Here is a 19,708-nt window from a genome sequence, read left to right on the forward strand (position 1 = left end):
CCTCAATGGGTCACGTGGACATGGTGGAACTGCAGCGCCGCCAGGTTGGCGTAGATGCCGCCCAGCGCCACCAGCGACTGGTGGGTGCCGGTTTCGACGACTTTGCCGTCTTCCATGACGATGATACGGTCGGCGCGCTGCACGGTGGCCAGGCGGTGGGCGATGATGATCGTGGTGCGGCCGACCATGGCTGCCTCCAGGGCGCCCTGCACCAGGCGCTCGGATTCGGCATCCAGGGCGCTGGTAGCCTCGTCGAGCAGCAGCAGCGGCGGGTTTTTCAGCAAGGCGCGGGCAATTGCAATGCGCTGGCGTTGGCCGCCGGACAGGCGCACGCCACGTTCGCCCAGGAAGGACTTGTAGCCGTTAGGCAGGCGTTCGATAAATTCGTGGGCGGCGGCCAGGCGTGCGGCCTGGATCACTTCCTGGTCGGTCGCGTCGGCACGGCCGTAGCGGATGTTTTCCATCGCGTCGGCAGAGAAAATCACCGTATCCTGCGGCACGATGCCGATGGCGTCGCGCAGGGTGTGCAGGTCCAGCAGGCGGATGTCGGTGCCGTCCAGGCGGATCGCGCCCGATTGCGGATCGTAGAAGCGCAGCAGCATCTGGAACAGGGTGGTCTTGCCGGCGCCGGAGGGCCCAACCACGGCAACGGTTTCGCCCGGCCTGATCTCCAGCGTCACATGGTCCAGTGCCAGCGTGTCTGGGCGCGAGGGATAGCTGAACGACACGTCCGACAAGCTCAAGGCCGCGCCATTGGCGGCGCGCGGCGGCAGGGCTTGCGGTTGCGCCGGGTTCTGGATGTCGGAACGCACGGCCAGCAATTCGAGCAGGCGCTCGGTCGCCCCGGCCGCACGCTGGGCTTCGCCCATGACCTCCGACAGCGCGCCGATGGCGCCCGCGACGATGGAGGCATACAGGATGAACTGGCCCAGGTCGCCGCCCGTCATGGTCCCTTCCAGCACCGCGTGGGCGCCCAGCCACAACACGAACACGATGGTGCCGAATACCAGCACGATCGCCAGCATGGTCAGGAAAGCACGCGCCTGGATGCGCCGCATGGCGGTGTCGAAAGCACCTTCGACGGAGCCGCCAAAGCGCTGCGCTTCCAGCCCTTCATGCGTAAATGCTTGCACGGTCGGCATGGCGTTCAGGATTTCGCCGGCCATGGCCGAAGCGTCGGCTACGCGGTCCTGGGAATCGCGCGACAGCTTGCGCACGCGGCGGCCAAACACCACGATCGGCAGCACGGTCAGTACCAGCAGGCCGATGATGATGGAGGACAGCCTGGGGCTGGTAATAAACAGCATCACCAGGCCGCCAAGGAAGAGCAGCACATTACGCAAGGCCATCGAAATACTGGTGCCGACGACGCTCTGGATCAGGGTGGTGTCGGTGGTCAGGCGCGACAGTACTTCGCCGGTCTTGGTGGTTTCGAAGAATTCCGGGCTTTGGCGCACCACGTGCGAATACACGGCGTTGCGGATGTCGGCGGTGACGCGTTCGCCGAGCCAGGATACGCTGTAGAAGCGCGCCGCCGTTGCCAGCGCCAGCACCGTGGCGACCGCGAACAGGGCCAGGAATACTTCGTTAACGTGGGTTGCGCTGCGCACGCCGGCATTGGCGCCGAAACCGAGGTCGATCATCTGCTTGAAGGCATAGGGAATCGCCAGCGTGGAACCGGCGGCGACCACCAGCGCAATGCCTGCGATGAGGAAACGGTTGCGGTAAGGCGTGAGGAAGGGCAGCAGGCCCTTGAAGGCGGCCAGGCTGCCTTTCTTGAGTTCTCGGGCTTCAGGCTGGCCGTTGTCGGTGGTGCTCATTGCGTATTCTACGTTCTTGTTCAAAGTTTCATCGGACGGACATAACCCGTCAACTCCAGGTAGCCGCGTCCCGCCGGCTTGCCGCCCCGCGTGACAGTCACCGCGCCCTCCCAATACACGGCGCCGGTCGAGCGGCGCGAATCGAGTTCCTGGTCCTGCTGCAAAGGACTGACCTGCCATTGTTCGGGGCCGGTGGCGATCAGGGTGGCGACGGGATACTCGGCTTGCGTGTGCGGCGATTTCCATCGCTGCTGCGGAGTAAAACTGACCTGGTCCTGCGAATAGTGCGTGATCTTACCGGATGCATCGCGCCATGTCGCGTGGGCCCATAGTTTAGCACCTTGGCGGTCCCTGATCTGGAATGCCATCAGGGCGCCGCCATCATCGAGGTTGATGCCGGTCCAGTCCCAACCGGCGGCGGCCGGATCGAGCACCTGGCTTGACCATTCGTGATCGAGCCAGGTGACGCCTTGCACGGCCTGTGGCGCGGTTCCGCGGCGGGTGAGGGTGCCGCTGGTGCGCAGTTGTGGCTTGCTATAGTAATAACTTGCCTGTTCCGGCCCGGGACCTTTGCGGGAAAAGCCGGCGTCGCCTTGCAGCAGGACGGGCTGGGTGGGCTGCAGCTTCAGCGCGAGCGTGAAGGCAGCGGCGTCGATGTCGATATGATAAGTGCCATCTTCGGCGCGCTCCATGCGCCAGCCATCCAGTTGCACTCTGGTGTCCTCGGTGGATGCGCTGGCCAGGCCGAAACCCGCGCGCGCAGTGCGCTGGTCGTGCAGCAGCTTGCCTTGCGCCGGGTCTGACAGCGCGACGTGGGCGACGATGATGTCCTTCGGTGCGAACTGGCTCGGGTTGTCGCGGCCATGGCCGGTGCTGCTACGGAAGAAGGTGACCTGGTAGCCGAGCTGGCGGCCGTCGGCGGTGCCGAGCCAGCCGGTGGCGTACCACCATTCGGTCTTGAAGCCGGGGTGGGCGCCGAAGTCGCGCGGGAACTGGAGTTGGACGCCAGGCGTGACGGGCGTGAAGTCGGCTGCCTTCAACGGCAGGCTGACCGCCAGCGCGAGCAGCAAGCAAAGCAGGGCGCGCATTACCAGTCCTCCCTCACGGCGCGGATTGGACCGCCGGAGAGGGCCTGTCGGCCTGCGATAAGCGCAGTTGCAGCCGACGACAGCAGCAGGGCCAGGGCGACGGTCGCCAGCAGCGGCCAGGGATAGTGCATCTGCATCGTCCAGTGGAAAGATTGCGGGTTGATGACGTGGACCAGCACCAGGCTGATGACCCAGCCCAGGGCGAAGCCGGCCAGGATGCCGAGGGTAGTCAGGGCGGCGCCTTCCACTGCGAGGATACCCAACACCTGGCCGCGCGTGACGCCAACATGGCGCAGCATGCCGAACTCGCGGGCCCGTGCCAGCGTCTGGGCTGAGAAGGTGGCGGCGACGCCAAACAGGCCGATGACGATGGCGATCGCTTCCAGCAGATAGGTCACTGCGAAGCTGCGGTCGAAGATTTTCAGCGTCAGGTTGCGGATCTCGGAGGGAACGCTGGTTTCGACCAGTTCGCCGAAGGGCAGCTTGCGGATGCTTTGCTGCACCTGGGCTGGGCTGGCGTTCTTGGCCAGCCAGATGGCGGCGTCGCCGGCGTCGCGGTCGCCGGTCAGGGCGATGTAGTCTGAGCGGCGGACGATGACGGCGCCGCCGGCGCGGGCATAGTCGCGCCAGACGCCGGCGACACGGAATTCGTGTGGCTTGCCCTGCAGCGGCAGGCGCAGCGAGGCGCCGGGCCGCAGGCCGTACAGGTCGGACATGGCTTCCGAGACCCATGCCGGCGGCGCCGCCGCTGGCGCCATCGCCGCGTGCGCCGTCCCCTCGACCAGGACCATTGCGCGGCCAGGATCGGCGGGGTCGACATCGCGCGCCAGCACGGCGACGTTGGCCCGATCGGGCGCCAGCGAGACCGAGCGCACGCGCAGGAATTCGATGCGGGCGATGCCGGGAACCGTGCGCAATGTTTCCTGCTCGGCGGGCGAAAGGCCACCGGTGGCGCCGGCCGAGGCGCTGCGCGCGTACACGTCGGCCGGCAGGATGCGCAGCACCCATTCATCGACCGAGGTACGGAAACTGGCAACCATGATGGCCATCGCAACCATCAGGCTGAAACTCGCCAGCACCCCGCCCAGCGCGATGCCGGCCTGGCCCGATGCGTTGGCAAGGCGTGCCAGAGCCAGGGCGAGCACGGGATTTGCCGCCGCCGGGCTGGCGGACGGGCGCGGGCCTGCGCTGCCGGGCAGCGTATGGTGGAAGAGTGCGCTGAAGGCAATGCCGGACAGGCGCGGCATCAGGGCAATGGCGCCAACGAGCAGCAGGGCGATCGACAGGTAGCCAAAGACCGGCAGCTCGAATACCGGCGGCGCGAACGTCATGGCGCCGGCTGCGCCAAGACAGGCCAAACCGGGCCAGGGGCGCGACAGTGGCCGCAGCGCAGTTTCGTCGGTGCCGGCCTTGAGCGCCACGGCCGGCCGCGCGCGGGCCGCGTCGAAGGCTGGCGCCAGGCCGCCAAGCAAGGCCACGCCCAGTCCAAGCCCGAAGTAGGCCAGCGCCGCAACCGGCGCCCACTGCACGCTTGGCTGGACGCCGGCAAAGTAGCCCGCCCCAAGGTCGCCGCCAAACAGCCGCAGCACGGCAGCGGCCAGCGCATAGCCGCCGGCCACGCCGAGCGCCGAACCGATGCTGCCCAGCAGAGCGCCTTCCAGCAGCACCTGGCGGATCAACTGGCGGCGTTCCAGCCCCAATACCCGCAGCAGCGCAAACTCGCTGCGACGCCGCAGCACCGACAAGGCCTGCGACGAAAATACGAGGAAGGCGCCGGTGAACAGGGCGACCAGGGCCAGTACGCTCAGGTTGACGCGATAGGCCCGGCTCAAATTCGCATTGCGGCTTTCCTGCTCCGCGTCATTCGGTTGTCCTACTCGGAAGCGGCCCGGGAACTCGCGCTCCAGCCGTGCGGACAGCGAGCGTTCGAAAGCGCCGCGATCGACGCCATCGCGCAACTTCAAATCGACGCGCGACAACTTGCCCAGCCGCTGGAAATGCCACTGCGCCGCAGCGATATCCATGACCGCAAAACGCTGCCCCACGCGCGCACGTTGCAGTGAACCGGCGACGCGCAGCACGGCGACCTGGCTGCCTGCCTGGAGCCGGAGTTCACCACCGGGCCGCGATTGCAGCCAATTCAGGGCCGCGGGCGACAGGAAGATCGCGTCGTCGGCCAGCGTGTCGTAGGGCAGCTCTTCGTCCGGTGCGCCAATCAGGTCCGGCGTGATAAAGCCCGCCCGGAACACGTCAAGGCCGATGATTTTCAGCGCTTGCCGTGCACCGGGCAACGAAGCGTCGAATTCAAGTACTGGCGAAGCTACAGCCACTTCCGGCAGGCGGGCGAGGATCGGATAGGCCCCCTCGTCGAACGTGGCTTCGGTGCCGCTGACCTGAATATCTGCCTGGCCCGACAAGCTGTGGACGGCAGTAGTGAACTCGTTCAGCGCAGCTGCGTTGACGAGGTGGATGGCGAACCCCAGCGCCACCCCGATTGCAATCGCTGCAATAGCGGTCAGCGCCCGCACCGGGTGCGCGCGCCATTCGCCAATGGCCAGCCAGCGCGTCAGCCGCCGCATTCCAAATGGTACATGTCTGCGGCGCGTTTCGCTTTCAGCCTGGCGCGTTCGGTGTTCTGGAGCGTGGCGCCGCGCGCATCTTCCTCCGCCCATTTGTGCTGCATCTGGAGCTTCTTGCATTTCTTGTTATGGCTGGCAACGGCCCGTGCCTCGGCCAGGGTTTCACGCTCCTCGCGCGCTTCCTTTTTGCGGCGCTGGCTGGCCATTTTCTCGGCGTCGCGTTCCTGGCGCTTCAGGTCCGATGCGGCGGCGGGATCGGGCGCCGGCGCCGACGGCACGGCGATCGTGCTGGCGACGCCTTTCTCGCATGGCTGCTGCGAGTAGCTCACTTTTCCATCGACGGTGCACTTGTGCAGGGCTTGCGCGCCTGCGGGCAGCACCGTCGCCAACAGCAGCAAGGGCAAGAGTTTCATAGGACTTTCCCTGGATTCATCAGGCCCAAAGGATCCAATGCGGCCTTGATGGCCCGCATCAGGTTCAACTCTACCGGCGACTTGTAGCGCGCCAGTTCGTCACGCTTCAAGGCGCCGATCCCGTGTTCGGCCGAAATCGAGCCGCCATAGGCGGCCACGGCATCGTGCACCACGCGGTTGACCGCCTCCTGGCTATGCAGGAAGTCTTCGTTCGCCACGCCAGCCGGCGGTGCGACGTTGAAATGCAGGTTGCCGTCGCCCAAGTGACCAAAACACACCAACTGACAACCGGGGAAAGCGGCCTGCAACTGCGGTTCCGTGGCGGCGATGAATTCTGCAATCGAGGAAACCGGCAGCGAAATATCATGCTTGATGTTCTTTCCGTCGGCCGCCTGGGCCAGCGGGATATGCTCGCGCAAATCCCATAGCCCGCGCGATTGCGCTGCGGAGCTGGCAACGACAGCATCCTGGGCCACGCCTTCGCCAAGGGCCGCGCCTAGTGCGCGCTCGAGCAACGCCGCCGCATGGGCCTCTGATTCGCTGCTGGACAGTTCCAGCAAGGCGTATTGCCCGTGGCTGTCGGCCAACGGCTGCGGCAGTGCCGGGAAGTGCTTGGCCACCAGGCGCATGCAGAACGCCGACATCAGCTCGAAGCCGGTCAGGCTCGCAGCGCAATGGTCCTGCATGATCGACAGCAGCCGCAGTGCCGCCGCCGGCGATTCCATCGCCGCCAGCGCCGTGACCGAAGCCTTGGGTTGCGGGTATAGCTTGAGTACCGCGCCGGTGATGATGCCCAGCGTGCCTTCGGCGCCGATGAACAGGTCGCGCAGGTCGTAGCCGGTATTATCCTTGCGCAGGCCGCGCAGGCCGGACCAGACCTCGCCTTGCGGCGTGACGACTTCCAGCCCGAGGCAGAGTTCACGCGTATTGCCGTACCGGAGCACGCCGGTGCCGCCGGCATTGGTGGACAGGTTGCCGCCAATCGTGCAACTGCCTTCCGCCGCCAGCGAGAGCGGGAACAGGCAGCCTTGTTCGGCCGCTGCTTCCTGCGCTCGTTGCAGGATCACGCCGGCATCGACCGTCATGGTGCGGTTGACTGCGTCGACCTTGCGCACCTTCTGCATGCGTGCGAGCGACAGCACCACGGCGTTTCCGCTGGCATCGGGCACGCTGCCCAGTACCAGTCCCGTGTTGCCGCCTTGCGGCACGATCGGAACGCGCGCTGCCACGCACAGCTTGACCGTGGCGGCGACTTGTTCTGTATCGGCCGGCCGCAGCACAGCCAGTGCGCGGCCGGTGAAACGTCCGCGCCAGTCGCGCAGGAAAGGCGCCATATCGGCTTCACCGGAAATGACGTGCGCGTCGCCGAGCAGGGCGCGGCAAGCGCCCAGGAAAGCGGAATTATCCATGTTTACTTGGTCTTGCTGGTGTTGACCTTTTCCAGCAATTCGCGGGCGGCCTGCCTGGCCGCCTTCTTATAGGGCTGCACATAAAGGATGGCGCACAGGAAGTACACCACGACAATGGCCACTTCGCCCCAGCCAAGCCATGGCGTGACCTTGTCGCCGTAAGCGCGCACCACGCCTTCGATGAAGTAGGCCAAGATCATCATGGAAGTCCACTGTAGCGTATAGATATCGCGCTTGATAACGCCCAGCAGCGGGAACAGCAGCGGTACCGCCTTCAATACCAGCCAGGAACCGCCCGGTTTCAACGGCGACAACCACATTTCCCAGGCCACGCTCCAGATGATGAGCAAAGCCAGGCTGGCGATGGCGCCCCAATGGAAAAGTTTATGCTTCGTGCTATTCATTTCGTCCCCGCAGCTTGATGGCCGCTTCGGCCAGCCGGCGACCCATCGCGATCGCCAGGCGTTTCTCATCTTCCGTGAACGGCTTCTTGCCGTCCAGTCCCGACCAATGGGTGGCGCCGTATGGTGAGCCGCCGCTGGTCGTCGTCATCAGTTCGGGATGGGTGTAGGGCAGGCCCATGACCATCATCCCATGGTGCAGCAATGGCACCATCATCGTCAGCAAAGTCGACTCCTGGCCGCCGTGCTGGCTACCGGTCGAGGTGAAGACACAGGCCGGCTTGCCGGACAGGGTGCCGGACAGCCACTGCGCCGACGTCCCGTCCCAAAAATATTTCATGGCCGCAGCCATGTTGCCGAAGCGGGTGGGGGAGCCCAGCGCCAGGCCGGCGCACTGCTCCAAGTCCTGCAATTCGACATAGGGCGCGCCGTCCAACGGCACTTCCGGCTCGGTCGCTTCCGTCACGGTGGAAACGGCTGGCACGGTGCGCAGGCGGGCATCGCAGCCCGGTACGGATTCAACGCCCTGGGCGATCATTTCCGCCAGTTTGCGTACGGATCCATGCCTTGAATAATACAAAATTAGAATTGTGAGGTCAGTTCTGTTCATCGTTGCTATTATATGGCCCTTTACACAAGTTGCATGACTAATAAGCTTCACTGATGGTTTTCAAGTCCCTCTATACCAACGTAGCACGCGCCTGCACCAAAGGCGTGGCTGAACTGCGTGCGCTCTCGTGGGGCGAACTGCATGACCTGATCCAGTTCGGGCGCCGCCGCCTGCGCGAGGAAAGCCTGCCCCAGGTGGCGGGCGGCCTGACATTTACCACGGTTTTTGCGCTGGTGCCGGTCCTGACGATCGCGCTGGCCATCTTCACCACTTTCCCGATGTTCAATACATTCCGTACCGCGCTGGAAGCGTATTTCATCAAGAGCGTGATGCCCAAAGCGATTTCCAGCACCATCCTGGGCTACCTGACCACGTTTGCGGCCAAGGCGACGCGGCTGTCGGCGGTCGGCGCGGTGACCCTGGTGCTGACATCGGTCGCGATGATGAGCATGATCGAGCGCGCCTTCAACCGCATCTGGCGCGTCAAGACCGAACGCCGCCTGGTGCGGCGCGTGCTGGTGTACTGGGCGCTGATCACCCTTGGCCCTTTGCTGATCGGCGTGTCGATCAGCCTGTCGACCCACCTGTTCGATGCCACCAGCGGCCTGGTTGGTACGGTGACCGGGCCGGTCTTCTATACGCTGCTGTCGGTCCTGTTGACCACCCTGGCCTTTACCTTCCTCTACATCACGGTGCCGAACCGGATGGTGGACTGGCGCGACGCGATTTGCGGCGGCGCGCTGGCGGCAGTGTCCTTTGAATTGGCCAAGCGCGGCTTTGCGATCTTCATTACGCAGGCGCCAACCTATTCGAAGATCTATGGCGCCCTGGCGGCGCTGCCCTTGTTCCTCCTGTGGATCTACGTTTCCTGGCTGATCACGCTGCTGGGAGCCTTGCTGACTGCGGCGCTGCCGGTGGTGAAATATGAGCGCTGGTGGCATGAGGCGGTGCCCGGTGGTGAATTCGTGGACGCCATGGCGGTGCTGAAAGTGCTGCACGAGGCGCGCGAGCGGGGCGATAACGCCGCCGTCAGCTCGGCCGAGATGCGCGGACGCACCCGCCTTGGCTTCGACGAAATGGACGCTTTGCTGCAAAAGATGCTGGTGCCCGGCTGGGTGGCGAAGGTGAAGATGGCGCCGCCGCCGCGCGTGCAGTTCGGTAAGCGTGTCAGCGAAGGTGCGGACAATTGGGTGCTGCTGGCTAACGTCCACAAGATTACGGTGGCAGACGTCTATCGCCTGTTCGTATTTGGCGGCATGTCGCTCAACGCCGGCGTGCTGGCCGATTCAGATGATGAAGCGGACCGCCAGGCCAGCCGCGATGCCGCCACCCTGGCGCGCCAGGTCGAATCCGCGGTGGAGTCGGGGCTCGGCACCACACTGGCGGCGCACTTCGGCGCCGCCTGAGGGCAGGGTTTAGCGCAGGAAAGCCAGCAGCGCGTCTAGAACGGCATCCGGCTGCTCGGCCATCATCTGGTGGCCGGCATCGACCGTCACGGTCCTGGCATCCGGCAGCGCGGCCAGCAAAGCCTTGGTACTGCGCGGGGGCGTCATCATGTCCTTGCTGCCAAAGATGAACTGGACCGGGCAACTCACGCTGGCTGCAGCTGCGTCGCCGTTCGCATAGCTGTTGCAAGCGGTGAAATCAGTGTGGAACAACAGGTCTTCGCCTTGCGCAGAGATGCGCTCCATCAGCCGTTTCGACATTCCGCTGACATAAAATCCCGGCCCCGGACAAGACGGTTTCTGTGCATATGAACTGTGCGACCAGATGTTGACCATGTCGATGGCGTCGCCTTCGGCTTCGCGCGCAGCCCCCAGCAGCGCATCGGAAACCTTCATGGGATAGGTGGCGCCCAGTAGGGCCAGGCGCGTTATGCGCTGTGGCGCACGATGGGCGGCCTCCAGCGCGATCAGGGAGCCCATGCTGTGCCCGACCAGCGCGGCCTTTTCGACGCCGGCAGCGTCCAGCAGGGAAAGCACCCAGCCGGCCATCTCCTCAACGCTGCGCAGCGCGGCGCCGCGGCTACGGCCATGGCCCGGCAAGTCGACTGCCAACACGCCAAAGCCGTGATGTGCCAGGTAGCGCGATTGCAGCGCCCAGACCGAATGATCATTCTGGGCGCCATGGATCATGACCACCGTCGGCAGTGCCGGATCAAAGGCCTTGCCGCCGGTGTAGCAATATGAATCGCCGAACATCATGCTCAAGCTCCTTTCTGCGAGGCTTTGAGCCCGCGTGCAAGGTCCTCGAGCAGGTCGTCGGCATCTTCCAGCCCCACCGACAGCCGCATGGTGCCTTCCGCAATTCCCGACGCCGCCAGTTGGTCGGCCGGCACGCGGAAATGCGTGGTCGAAGCAGGGTGGATCACCAGCGAACGGGCATCGCCGACGTTGGCCAGGTGCGAAAACACCTTCAGGCTGTCGACAAAGCGCTTGCCGGCCGCGCGATCGCCCTTCAATGTGAAGGAAAGGACTGCGCCGGCGCCCTTGGGCAGCAGCCGGGCAGCCAGCGCGCGGTCAGGGTGGCTGTCCAGTTCCGGATAGATAACCGATTCGACAGCCTGGTTGGAAAGCAGGAATTCCGCCACGCGTCGCGTGTTGGCCACGTGCCGGTCCATGCGCACCGCCAGCGTTTCCACGCCCTGCAAGATGGCAAAGGCATTGTGCGGGCTCATGGCTGCCCCAAAGTCGCGCAGGCCTTCGCGCCGCGCCCGCAGGGCAAACGCTGCCACGGTCGACTCTTCGGCAAACACCATGCCGTGGAAACCGTCATACGGCTCGCACAGCTCGGCGAAACGCCCGGTTGCCTCGTAAGCCGCCTGCCAGTCGAAGGTGCCGCCATCGACCAGCACGCCGCCGATCGCCGTGCCATGCCCGCACAGGAATTTGGTGGCGGAATGGAAAACCAGGTCGGCGCCATGCGCGAAAGGCCGCAGAAGGTAGGGCGTGGTGAAGGTGGAGTCGACCATCAGCGGCAGGTGCGCTTCGTGGGCGATTGCCGCCACGTTGGGAATATCCAGCACATCCAGGCCTGGATTGCCCAGGCTTTCGCCGAACAGTACCTTGGTGTTGGGCCGTATCGCAGAGCGCCAGGCGTCAAGGTCGCGCGGATCGACAAAAGTGGTCTCGATGCCGAAGCGCTTCAGCGTATAACCGAGCAGGTTGTGCGAGCCGCCGTACAACGCCCGCGACGCGACAATGTGCGAGCCCGCGCCGGCAATCGTGGCCAGGCCAAGGTGCATGGCCGCCTGGCCGCTGGCGGTGGCAATGCCTGCCACGCCGCCCTCCAGCGCCGCCATGCGCTCCTCGAGCACCGCATTGGTGGGGTTGGAGATGCGCGAATACACGTGGCCGGCCCGTTCCATATTGAACAGGGCCGCGGCATGGTCCGAATCGCGGAAAGCGAAGGAGGACGTGAAATGGATAGGAGTCGCGCGGCTGCCGGTGGCCGGATCTGGCGTGGCGCCCGCGTGCAGGGCGAGGGTATCGAACCCGGGATAATTTGGCGTTGTCATGGTTGCCATGCTATCGTGTTATTTAGCTCGTGAATACTGTTGCGTTTTGATTAATCTAACTCTGGATTTTTCACTTGGCATACGCTAAATTCGATGGTAAGGCTTACAATAAAACCATAATCACCACCGGACAGGACGGCCCAAAATGAAAGTATCTGAAATCCTCCAAGTCAAAGGGAACATCCTCTATACAATCACTCCGGACCAGCCGCTGGTCGAAGCGGCGAACACCATGGCCGAAAAAGACATCGGTTCGCTGGTGGTGATGGAATACGGTGACCTGGTGGGCATGCTCACGTTCCGCGAAGTGCTGAAGGCGCTGCACGCGAACCAGGGCTCGGTCGGCGGCGGCACCGTGCGCAAGCACATGGACGACCATCCGATCACCGTGACCCCGGACACTGAAGTCAATGAAGTGCGCCGCATCATGCTGGAAAAGCACGCGCGCTACCTGCCGGTGATGAATGCCAAGACCCTGCTGGGCGTGATCTCGTTCTACGACGTGGCCCGTGCCGTGCTGGAAGCGCAAAGCTTCGAGAATCGCATGCTAAAGGCGTATATCCGCGACTGGCCGGCCGAGGAAGAGGAAAAGTCGGAAAGCTGACACTGGCATCTGCAAGCGAAGCCGCCTGCGGGCGGCTTTTGTTTTATGCGTTCGCCGACATGATCATTAAGGTTGAATTGCGGTCGAATTGGCTTCCATTCGACATCGGATTCGCGTCAATCTCTTATTGAAGGGCTTGTCCTATTTAACAGGTTTCCTTTGGGCCTAGCGCCCTGGACCGGCGCTTCCGGCCATGAGCAGACTGTTGCTTAAAGGTGCGGTTCAGCCCAGCATTTAAGCGTAATGACTTGCGCCAGACAGTGGGCGCGGTTTGTCGATGTGTGAAAACTGTTCGTGTCGGAAAATTCCATTTTGAAGGAAAGAAATCGTGGTTGATTTATTGAGCACCGAAGAATTTATGCGTTTCGAACGAAAGTGGAAGATTATTTTCACCTTCTTTGGCGCCATCCTTGCTGGTACTCTATTGGATTACTTGCTTCGCTCTCCTCGTGGAGTCGAGGCTTTTTGGTGCTATACGTTGGGCGCTGCCGCATTGTTGGTCTGCCTATGGTCCGCACACAAACTTGGTGACGCTGAGCGATATGACGGCGCGATAGGTGGCCTGGAATTACTCGGCGAGGATTTGCCTATTAGTGGCCCTGATGACTAAGCATAACAATTCCGCTAACCTAAGCGATGCGTCGTTTCCAGCTACATCGGGTTGCGGCCATAAGCGGTCATTTGATGGCGCAATTTGAAAACATTTGGGGAGTGAGATGTCAAAGCTTCACGTAAAGCAGATACAAGGTTATATCAACAGTCATTTGGCTGGTGCGATAGACATGTCGGATTACGAGTCTCATTCCGACCAAGCTGTGATAGACAAAGCATTCCTTACACGAGGCTTAGGCATACTCGCGGTTTCCTCTTTGACTGATGCGCCTTTGAAAGGGCTGACCCAATTCATTACCGATGGAAGCAAGGATGGCGGTGTAGATCTTATTTATTTCGACACTAATGAACGTACCCTCTATCTCGTTCAGACAAAGTGGCACGATGATGGGCATGGCTCTATCGAGCTTGGTGACGCGCTAAAGTTTATCGAGGGTGTTCGCAAGATACTTGATAATGATCTCTCTGGATTTAACCAGCGCGTACTTGCGAGACAGGCGGACATCGAGTTAGCACTGTACGACGCCAATGCACGGTTTATGTTGGTATTAGCACACACTGGGCAGGAGGCGTTGAATCGGGAGGTGGCTGGGCCGCTCGAAGAGTATGTTACTTCGCAAAACGACACATCTGAACTAATGTCGTTATGTGTTTTGAATCAGCAAATGCTTCACAAAGCAGTCGCAGCAGGCGTCGCAGGTGTACCGATAAGAGTGGAAGTTCAACTTTCTTCATGGGGACAGATCCGAGAACCCCATCATGCAATCTATGGGCAGGTCTGTGCGGCAGACGTCGCAGCTTGGTATGCAGCGAACGGCAACCGATTATTCGAGAAAAATCTTCGGCAAGTATTGGTCGGAACTAACGTGAACCAGGATTTGGTTACGACATTGACCGCTCGCCCAGAGTCGTTTTGGTACTTCAACAACGGGATCACAGCTATTGCATCGGAAGTTAAAAAGAAGCCTATCGGGGGCAACTCGACGGATTCTGGAATCTTTGAGTGTGCTGGCTTTTCAGTAGTTAACGGCGCGCAAACAGTCGGGTCTATACACTCCGCTTATCTCAAGGATGAGGAAAAGGTATCGTCAGCAATGGTCCCTTTACGAATTATCACCAGTCTGGAGAGTCAATCTGACTTTGCAGCTGAGGTAACAAGATATACTAACACTCAAAATGCCATTGAAAAGCGAGATTTTGTCGCATTAGATCCGCAACAAGAACGAATTCGACAAGAATTGCATATAGAAGGTGTGGAGTACTTTTATAAGGCGGGGTCTGGTACTGGGACATTGGGACAGCGATTTGATTTGACCGAAGCCACGGTGGCTTTGGCCTGTGCACAAGCGGATGTATCGCTTTCTGTTCAAGCAAAACGGGAGATTAGTAAGCTGTGGGACGATATCGCAAAGCCACCATATAAGATTCTCTTTAACTCAGGAATAAATGGTCCAAGTATTTGGGAGGTCGTCAAAATACTACGCGCTGTTGACGATGCTCTTCAAAATTCTACAAAGCAAAAATCAGGTCGAGACCGATTGATCTGCGTACACGGCAATCGTTTTATTCAATGGGCGGCTATTCGCGCTCTTAATATGAGCATGAGCACTCCATTTGCCGAGGTCGAGCAGAAAATAAAGGATACGACGACATCAACGGTCGACAAAGTCATCGCTGGCGTAAAAACCCACTTTGCAGACTCTTATCCGTCCAGCCTCTTCAAGAACTTGAGCAAATGCAGAGATCTCGCGAAGAAGATTTAGTTGAGCCTAGAAAAGCTACCTCAATGGCTTCACCTACCACACCGCTTGCACTGAAATCTTACCTTAGAAACAGAGAAGAATAACTGTTTGGGAAGAATTTCATCCTTGAGGCTGGGGCCGCTTTGGGGCGGTATCTGCCGCCCAACTGCCAGCTCAACCTCTGGCTGCTACACATCAAGCAACACCAGCGAGGGCGTCGTCGCTTAGCCAGCCGACCAACGCTTCGCCAGTCATTGGCCGGGCGAACAGGAAGCCTTGGCCGAGCGGGCAGCCCAGGGCGTGCAGGATTTGCGCCTGGCGTTCGTCCTCCACGCCTTCCGCAATCACTGCCAGGCCGAGGTTGCGGCCCAGTTGCACCACCATTTCGGCAATGCTGCTGCCGCGCGCTGAATTGGTAATCTCGGTGACGAAGGCGCGGTCGATCTTCAGGCGGTCGACCTGCAGGCGCTGCAGGTAGGACAGTGAAGAAAAGCCGGTGCCGAAGTCGTCGATCGCAATGGTCACGCCGGTCTGCTTGATCTGCGCCAGCATCTTGATCAACATGTCCGGTTCTTCCATCGCCATCGATTCGGTGATCTCAAGCTCCACATACTCCGGCGGTGCGCCGGTATCGTGAAGGGCATTGCGCAGCGTTTCCATGAAGTGCGGGTGGCGGAACTGCACCTGTGACACATTGATCGACATGGTGAATTCGGTATGTCCGGCGGCGCGCAGCGCCACCAGTTCCTGCATCGAGGTGCGCATCACCCATTCGCCAAGGTCGATGATCAGGCCCGAATACTCTGCGATGGGAATGAATCGGTCAGGCGAGACGAATTTGCCGTCCGGTGTCTGCCAGCGCAGCAGGGCTTCCGCACCCATCGGGCGCCGCGTTTCCAGATCGACTTGCGGTTGATAGACAACAAAGAGTTGGTTCTGGCTGAAACCGGTGCGCAAGGCGTGCATCATGCGCACGCGCTCGCGGATTTCCACGCCCATGCTGCGCGAGAAGTAGAAGTGGCCGGCGCGCTGCTGGGTCTTGGCGCGCTTCAGCGCGATATCGGCATCTTTCAGGGCATCGGCGCCGCTGCCATCGTGTTCCAGCAGGCGCACCAGGCCGAGCGTGGCGGAAAGCTGTACATCCTGGCCATCGATGCTGAATGGCGTCGCGAACAGGGCGATGATATTGGCCGGATTGACCTGGCCGGCATCGCCCAGAACGCAGAAGATGTCGCCGCCAATGCGGGCCACGGTTAATTGCTTGCCGAGGCTGTTCTGCAGGCGGGCCGCAACCGCGGACAGCAGCAAGTCGCCGAATTCGTGGCCCAGCGCATCGTTGGTCTCGGCAAAGTGATCGAGGTCGACCAGGCAAAGCGTGGCGTCCTGCTTGGCCGGTCCGGCCAGCGTGGCATCGAGGATTTCGATCAGGCGGGTGCGGTTCGGCAGCTTGGACAGGTTGTCGTAGAAGGCCGCCGTGTGCAGGTGCGAGACCAGTTCCACGTTGTCGAGCCCCACGGCCACATTGCTGCAAAAGACATCGAGCAGGCTTTCTTCCAGCGGGCTCGGTGCGCGCGAGACATCCATGAATGCCACAAAGGTGCGGCTCGCCTTGCCGGCAAAGTAAAGCGCAATGCTGTCGCCACAATAGATGTTGCGGCGCGCGGCCAGGCATTCCTCCATCGCCTTGTGTACGCGCGGGTCCTCACTTGCCGTGAGCTGGGAATTGGACAGGTTATGGTGGCTGCCGGTGGCCGCCATGACAACAAGCTCATGGCATCCGGCATCCGGGCATTCCTGCACACACAGCACGCCATGCGCTTCCTGGCCAAGCAGTTCAGCGATCTGCAACAGCACGCCGGAGGCGAAATTCTGCACCCCGTGCAGCGCCATCAGCTCCGTGCTGGAATGGACGATGCGCGCCAGGCCGCGCCGGCTTTCGTTGATATTGCGGATCTGCTCATAGGAGCGGATCGCGGCCGTCACGGTGGTGAACAGCTTGATGCGCGTCAGTTCAGACTTGGTCTTGTAGTCGTTGATGTCGAAATCGCGGATCGCATCGATTTCGGGCGCGTAGCCAGGCTGGCCGGTGCGCAGGATAATGCGCACGTCAGCCAGCTTCAGTGTTTCGCGAATATAGCGCACCAGGTGCAAACCGGCGTCATCCTGCTCCATGACTACATCAAGCAGGATCACGGCGATTTCCTGTTCGTGCTTGAGCATCTCGCGCGCCTGCGCGGCGGAGTAAGCGTGCACGAATTCCAGGGGGCGGTGCTGCATGTCCAGATTGCCGAGGGCGAACGTGGTCGTCGAATGGACGTCTTCGTCGTCATCGATAATCATCACGCGCCAGACATTGCGCTGTGTGGGGAGAGCTGGCTGAGCCGTGTGCTCTTCTAAGAAAACCAGATCGTCCTGATCGTCGTGGCCGCCATCGGGCGCCGTGATCGAAGGGGGCATTTGTCGCTTCTCCAAGGTGTCTCGGTGTTCTTACAACTTAGTATATAGCGAATTATTCCTGAGAACGACCATTAAAACACTTTCATGGATGTTAACGAATAGCGGCGTGCTAGTTTCATAAAAACTTGTAGGCAAAAAAGCTACTCCCTGCGAGTTTTGCCATATCGGGTTAGAATGGGGAGTTTCTCCCAGCTACTACTCATCGTCTCCATCATGTCCGGCAATTCCTTTGGCAAGCTGTTTACCGTCACCACCTTTGGCGAATCCCATGGTCCAGCAATTGGTTGCGTCATCGACGGCTGCCCGCCGGGCCTGGCGCTGAGCGAGGCAGACATCCAGCCGGAACTGGATCGCCGCAAGCCTGGCACTTCGCGCCACGTGACGCAGCGCCAGGAACCTGACACGGTACAGATCCTGTCCGGCGTGTACCAGGGTGTCACGACCGGTACCCCGATCGCGCTGCTGATCAAGAACGAAGACCAGCGCAGCAAGGACTACGGCAATATCGCGGAGAGCTTCCGTCCCGGCCACGCCGACTACACTTATTGGCACAAGTACGGCGTGCGCGATCCGCGCGGCGGCGGCCGCTCCTCGGCGCGCCTGACCGCGCCGGTGGTGGGCGCCGCCGCCATTGCCAAGAAGTGGCTGAAGGAGAAGTACGGTACCGAATTTGCCGGTTGCATGAGCCAGTTGGGCGAGATCGAAGTGCCGTTCGAGAGCTTCGAGCACGTGCCTTCCAACCCGTTCTTTGCTGCCACTTCCGACGCGGCCCTGATCGAACGCATGGAAGACTATATGGACGGCCTGCGCAAGGATGGCGATTCCATCGGCGCCCGCATCGACGTGGTGGCGCGCAACGTGCCGGTTGGCCTGGGCCAGCCAATCTACGACAAGCTGGACGCCGATATCGCCTACGCGATGATGGGCATCAATGCTGTGAAAGGCGTCGAAATCGGCGCGGGCTTCGATAGCGTGGCGCAGCGCGGCTCCGAGCATGGCGATGAACTGACCCTGGAAGGCTTTGTCGGCAATAACTCCGGCGGCGTGCTGGGCGGAATTTCGACTGGCCAGGACATTACGGTATCGATCGCCATCAAGCCAACTTCTTCGATCCGTACGCCGCGCCGTTCGATCAACAAGGAAGGCAACCCTGTGATGGTGGAAACCTTTGGGCGCCATGATCCGTGCGTTGGCATCCGGGCCACCCCGATTGCCGAAGCAATGCTGGCCCTGGTGCTGATGGATCACGCCTTGATGCACCGCGCCCAATGCGGCGACGTCAAAGTCTCCACGCCCGATATCAGCAAAGCGTGATCCCCGCGCAGGCCTTCGGATTCGCGCTTTTCCTATTCTGTTATTACGCATACGCCGGAACATTTTCGACTTACGCCAGCCTGTATTTCCAGGGTAGGGGGATGTCGGTAGCGCAGATCGGCGTCCTGATGTCGCTGATCCAGGTGTTGCGGATCTTCGGTCCCAATCTATGGGGCTACGTCGCCGACCATTCCGAACGGCGCGTCTTCGTGCTGCGCCTGACCGGCGTTGCGGCGCTGGTGACGTTCTCCGGTTTCGTCTTCGGTTCCACCTTCGCGCATTTCTTCGCAGCGATGGTCCTGCTCAATCTTTTCACCAGCGCGCAAGGGCCGATGTGCGAAGCGCTCATGCTGTCAGAGATGCGCGGCGACCTCACCTACTACGGGCGCATCCGCCTGTGGGGCTCGATCGGCTTCATCATCACCGTGATGCTGGCCTCGTTCCTGATGGATTGGCAAGGCACGGGCGCCCTGGTCTGGTTCTGCGGGGTACTGCTGGTATGCGTGCTGGGGGCAGCCTTCCGCCTTAAGGACGTGCCGCGCCTGACCCATGCAGGCAAGCCGCCGGCCTTGCTGGCGGTGCTGCGCAAGAAGGAAGTGCTGGCATTCTTCGCCTCCACTGCGCTGATGGTTTCGGCCCACGCTTCGCTGTACACCTTCTACTCGCTGTATCTTGAAAAGCAGGGGTACAGCAAGACCGTCACCGGCTTGATGTGGTCGCTGGGCGTGGTGGCCGAGGTGCTTTGCTTCTATTTCCAGGCGCCGCTGTTCAAACGTTTTGGCGCCAGGCGCCTGATGTATGCCTGCTTCGCGTTCGGTGTGCTGCGCTTCGCCATGATCGGGGCAGGCGCGCAGTCTCTGGCCTTGCTGGTTGCGGCGCAGCTGATGCACGCGGCGACCTTCGCGCTGCACCATTCGGCCTCGGTGCAGACCATGCAACGCTGGTTCGGCGGCGCCTTGCAGGCGCGCGGGCAGGCGCTGTACATCAGCATTTCCTATGGCGTCGGGGCCAGCGTCGGCAGCCTGGCGCTGACCCAGGTCTGGCAGGGCGCGGGGCCGCAATACATTTACTACGTTGCGTCGGGGCTGGTGGCGACGGGCGCCATCGCTGCTGCACTGAGCTACCGCTGGCAGCGCTAGCAC

General features: G+C 61.6%; 16 protein-coding genes. 6 read left to right on the forward strand and 10 right to left on the reverse strand.

Going from position 1 to position 19,708, the window contains the following annotated elements; genetic code table 11:
• Positions 1–2: 2 nt before the first annotated feature.
• Genes ACN9MZ_RS15210 through wrbA form a run of 7 tightly spaced genes read right to left on the reverse strand, consistent with a single transcriptional unit; the run spans position 3 to position 8,320 of the window.
• Positions 3–1,820 (reverse strand): ABC transporter transmembrane domain-containing protein, encoded by a 1,818-nt coding sequence (locus ACN9MZ_RS15210; RefSeq protein ID WP_426337836.1) that lies wholly within the window; start codon positions 1,818–1,820, stop codon positions 3–5.
• Positions 1,821–1,840: 20 nt separating this feature from the next.
• Positions 1,841–2,908: a lipocalin-like domain-containing protein gene (locus tag ACN9MZ_RS15215; RefSeq protein ID WP_426337837.1), complete on the reverse strand. Its 1,068-nt coding sequence runs from the start codon at positions 2,906–2,908 to the stop codon at positions 1,841–1,843.
• A complete protein-coding gene (locus ACN9MZ_RS15220) occupies positions 2,908–5,487 on the reverse strand; it encodes an FtsX-like permease family protein (protein WP_426337838.1) in 2,580 nt (859 codons plus the stop codon). The genes ACN9MZ_RS15215 and ACN9MZ_RS15220 overlap by 1 nt, the downstream gene beginning before the upstream one ends.
• Positions 5,475–5,900 carry a DUF4124 domain-containing protein gene (locus ACN9MZ_RS15225; protein ID WP_426337839.1) on the reverse strand — a complete coding sequence of 142 codons (426 nt, stop codon included), beginning with the start codon at positions 5,898–5,900 and terminating at the stop codon, positions 5,475–5,477. Before ACN9MZ_RS15225 ends, ACN9MZ_RS15220 begins: the two co-directional genes overlap by 13 nt.
• Entirely contained in the window at positions 5,897–7,309 is a 1,413-nt protein-coding gene (locus ACN9MZ_RS15230) for an FAD-binding oxidoreductase (RefSeq protein ID WP_426337840.1), read from the reverse strand. Before ACN9MZ_RS15230 ends, ACN9MZ_RS15225 begins: the two co-directional genes overlap by 4 nt.
• 2 nt (positions 7,310–7,311) lie before the next feature.
• Positions 7,312–7,713 (reverse strand): DUF2069 domain-containing protein, encoded by a 402-nt coding sequence (locus ACN9MZ_RS15235; protein ID WP_426337841.1) that lies wholly within the window; start codon positions 7,711–7,713, stop codon positions 7,312–7,314.
• On the reverse strand, positions 7,706–8,320 hold the full coding sequence (gene wrbA, locus ACN9MZ_RS15240) for an NAD(P)H:quinone oxidoreductase (protein ID WP_426337842.1): 615 nt from the start codon (positions 8,318–8,320) through the stop codon (positions 7,706–7,708). Before wrbA ends, ACN9MZ_RS15235 begins: the two co-directional genes overlap by 8 nt.
• Positions 8,321–8,373: 53 nt before the next feature.
• On the opposite strand from wrbA, the gene ACN9MZ_RS15245 reads away from it, so the two are divergent.
• A complete protein-coding gene (locus tag ACN9MZ_RS15245) occupies positions 8,374–9,726 on the forward strand; it encodes a YihY family inner membrane protein (protein ID WP_426337843.1) in 1,353 nt (450 codons plus the stop codon).
• Positions 9,727–9,735: 9 nt separating this feature from the next.
• Here ACN9MZ_RS15245 and ACN9MZ_RS15250 read toward each other — a convergent pair whose 3' ends face one another.
• On the reverse strand, positions 9,736–10,524 hold the full coding sequence (locus ACN9MZ_RS15250) for an alpha/beta fold hydrolase (RefSeq protein WP_426337844.1): 789 nt from the start codon (positions 10,522–10,524) through the stop codon (positions 9,736–9,738).
• Between the two features lie 2 nt (positions 10,525–10,526).
• A complete protein-coding gene (locus ACN9MZ_RS15255) occupies positions 10,527–11,837 on the reverse strand; it encodes an O-acetylhomoserine aminocarboxypropyltransferase (RefSeq protein ID WP_426337845.1) in 1,311 nt (436 codons plus the stop codon).
• Positions 11,838–11,982: 145 nt separating this feature from the next.
• Here ACN9MZ_RS15255 and ACN9MZ_RS15260 point away from each other — a divergent pair, with 145 nt between their 5' ends.
• The 3 genes from ACN9MZ_RS15260 (at position 11,983) to ACN9MZ_RS15270 (ending at position 14,816) form a co-directional block, all read left to right on the forward strand.
• Positions 11,983–12,441: a CBS domain-containing protein gene (locus tag ACN9MZ_RS15260; RefSeq protein WP_426161414.1), complete on the forward strand. Its 459-nt coding sequence runs from the start codon at positions 11,983–11,985 to the stop codon at positions 12,439–12,441.
• Between the two features lie 328 nt (positions 12,442–12,769).
• Entirely contained in the window at positions 12,770–13,051 is a 282-nt protein-coding gene (locus ACN9MZ_RS15265) for a hypothetical protein (protein ID WP_426337846.1), read from the forward strand.
• Between the two features lie 106 nt (positions 13,052–13,157).
• Positions 13,158–14,816, forward strand: a complete 1,659-nt coding sequence (locus ACN9MZ_RS15270) for an AIPR family protein (protein ID WP_426337847.1) — start codon at positions 13,158–13,160, stop codon at positions 14,814–14,816.
• A 174-nt stretch (positions 14,817–14,990) separates the two neighbouring features.
• On the opposite strand, the gene ACN9MZ_RS15275 is transcribed toward ACN9MZ_RS15270, so the two are convergent.
• Positions 14,991–17,252, reverse strand: a complete 2,262-nt coding sequence (locus ACN9MZ_RS15275; protein ID WP_426337848.1) for a GGDEF/EAL domain-containing response regulator — start codon at positions 17,250–17,252, stop codon at positions 14,991–14,993.
• 213 nt (positions 17,253–17,465) lie between these two features.
• Here ACN9MZ_RS15275 and aroC point away from each other — a divergent pair, with 213 nt between their 5' ends.
• A complete protein-coding gene (gene aroC / locus ACN9MZ_RS15280) occupies positions 17,466–18,566 on the forward strand; it encodes a chorismate synthase (protein ID WP_426342909.1) in 1,101 nt (366 codons plus the stop codon).
• Positions 18,521–19,705, forward strand: coding sequence for an MFS transporter (locus ACN9MZ_RS15285; protein WP_426337849.1), 1,185 nt, complete (start codon positions 18,521–18,523; stop codon positions 19,703–19,705). Before aroC ends, ACN9MZ_RS15285 begins: the two co-directional genes overlap by 46 nt.
• Positions 19,706–19,708 lie beyond the last annotated feature (3 nt).

It is taken from the genome of Pseudoduganella sp. S-14, assembly GCF_049913285.1.
Classification (GTDB): Bacteria; Pseudomonadota; Gammaproteobacteria; order Burkholderiales; family Burkholderiaceae_D; genus Rugamonas.

Bases quoted from the DNA above. Each gene is read 5' to 3' on its own strand.
- ACN9MZ_RS15210 (WP_426337836.1), bottom strand. From the start codon at position 1,820: ATGAGCACCACCGACAACGGCCAGCCTGAAGCCCGAGAACTCAAGAAA.
- ACN9MZ_RS15215 (WP_426337837.1), bottom strand. From the start codon at position 2,908: ATGCGCGCCCTGCTTTGCTTGCTGCTCGCGCTGGCGGTCAGCCTGCCG.
- ACN9MZ_RS15220 (WP_426337838.1), bottom strand. From the start codon at position 5,487: ATGCGGCGGCTGACGCGCTGGCTGGCCATTGGCGAATGGCGCGCGCAC.
- ACN9MZ_RS15225 (WP_426337839.1), bottom strand. From the start codon at position 5,900: ATGAAACTCTTGCCCTTGCTGCTGTTGGCGACGGTGCTGCCCGCAGGC.
- ACN9MZ_RS15230 (WP_426337840.1), bottom strand. From the start codon at position 7,309: ATGGATAATTCCGCTTTCCTGGGCGCTTGCCGCGCCCTGCTCGGCGAC.
- ACN9MZ_RS15235 (WP_426337841.1), bottom strand. From the start codon at position 7,713: ATGAATAGCACGAAGCATAAACTTTTCCATTGGGGCGCCATCGCCAGC.
- wrbA (WP_426337842.1), bottom strand. From the start codon at position 8,320: ATGAACAGAACTGACCTCACAATTCTAATTTTGTATTATTCAAGGCAT.
- ACN9MZ_RS15245 (WP_426337843.1), top strand. From the start codon at position 8,374: ATGGTTTTCAAGTCCCTCTATACCAACGTAGCACGCGCCTGCACCAAA.
- ACN9MZ_RS15250 (WP_426337844.1), bottom strand. From the start codon at position 10,524: ATGATGTTCGGCGATTCATATTGCTACACCGGCGGCAAGGCCTTTGAT.
- ACN9MZ_RS15255 (WP_426337845.1), bottom strand. From the start codon at position 11,837: ATGACAACGCCAAATTATCCCGGGTTCGATACCCTCGCCCTGCACGCG.
- ACN9MZ_RS15260 (WP_426161414.1), top strand. From the start codon at position 11,983: ATGAAAGTATCTGAAATCCTCCAAGTCAAAGGGAACATCCTCTATACA.
- ACN9MZ_RS15270 (WP_426337847.1), top strand. From the start codon at position 13,158: ATGTCAAAGCTTCACGTAAAGCAGATACAAGGTTATATCAACAGTCAT.
- ACN9MZ_RS15275 (WP_426337848.1), bottom strand. From the start codon at position 17,252: ATGCCCCCTTCGATCACGGCGCCCGATGGCGGCCACGACGATCAGGAC.
- aroC (WP_426342909.1), top strand. From the start codon at position 17,466: ATGTCCGGCAATTCCTTTGGCAAGCTGTTTACCGTCACCACCTTTGGC.
- ACN9MZ_RS15285 (WP_426337849.1), top strand. From the start codon at position 18,521: ATGCGGCGACGTCAAAGTCTCCACGCCCGATATCAGCAAAGCGTGATC.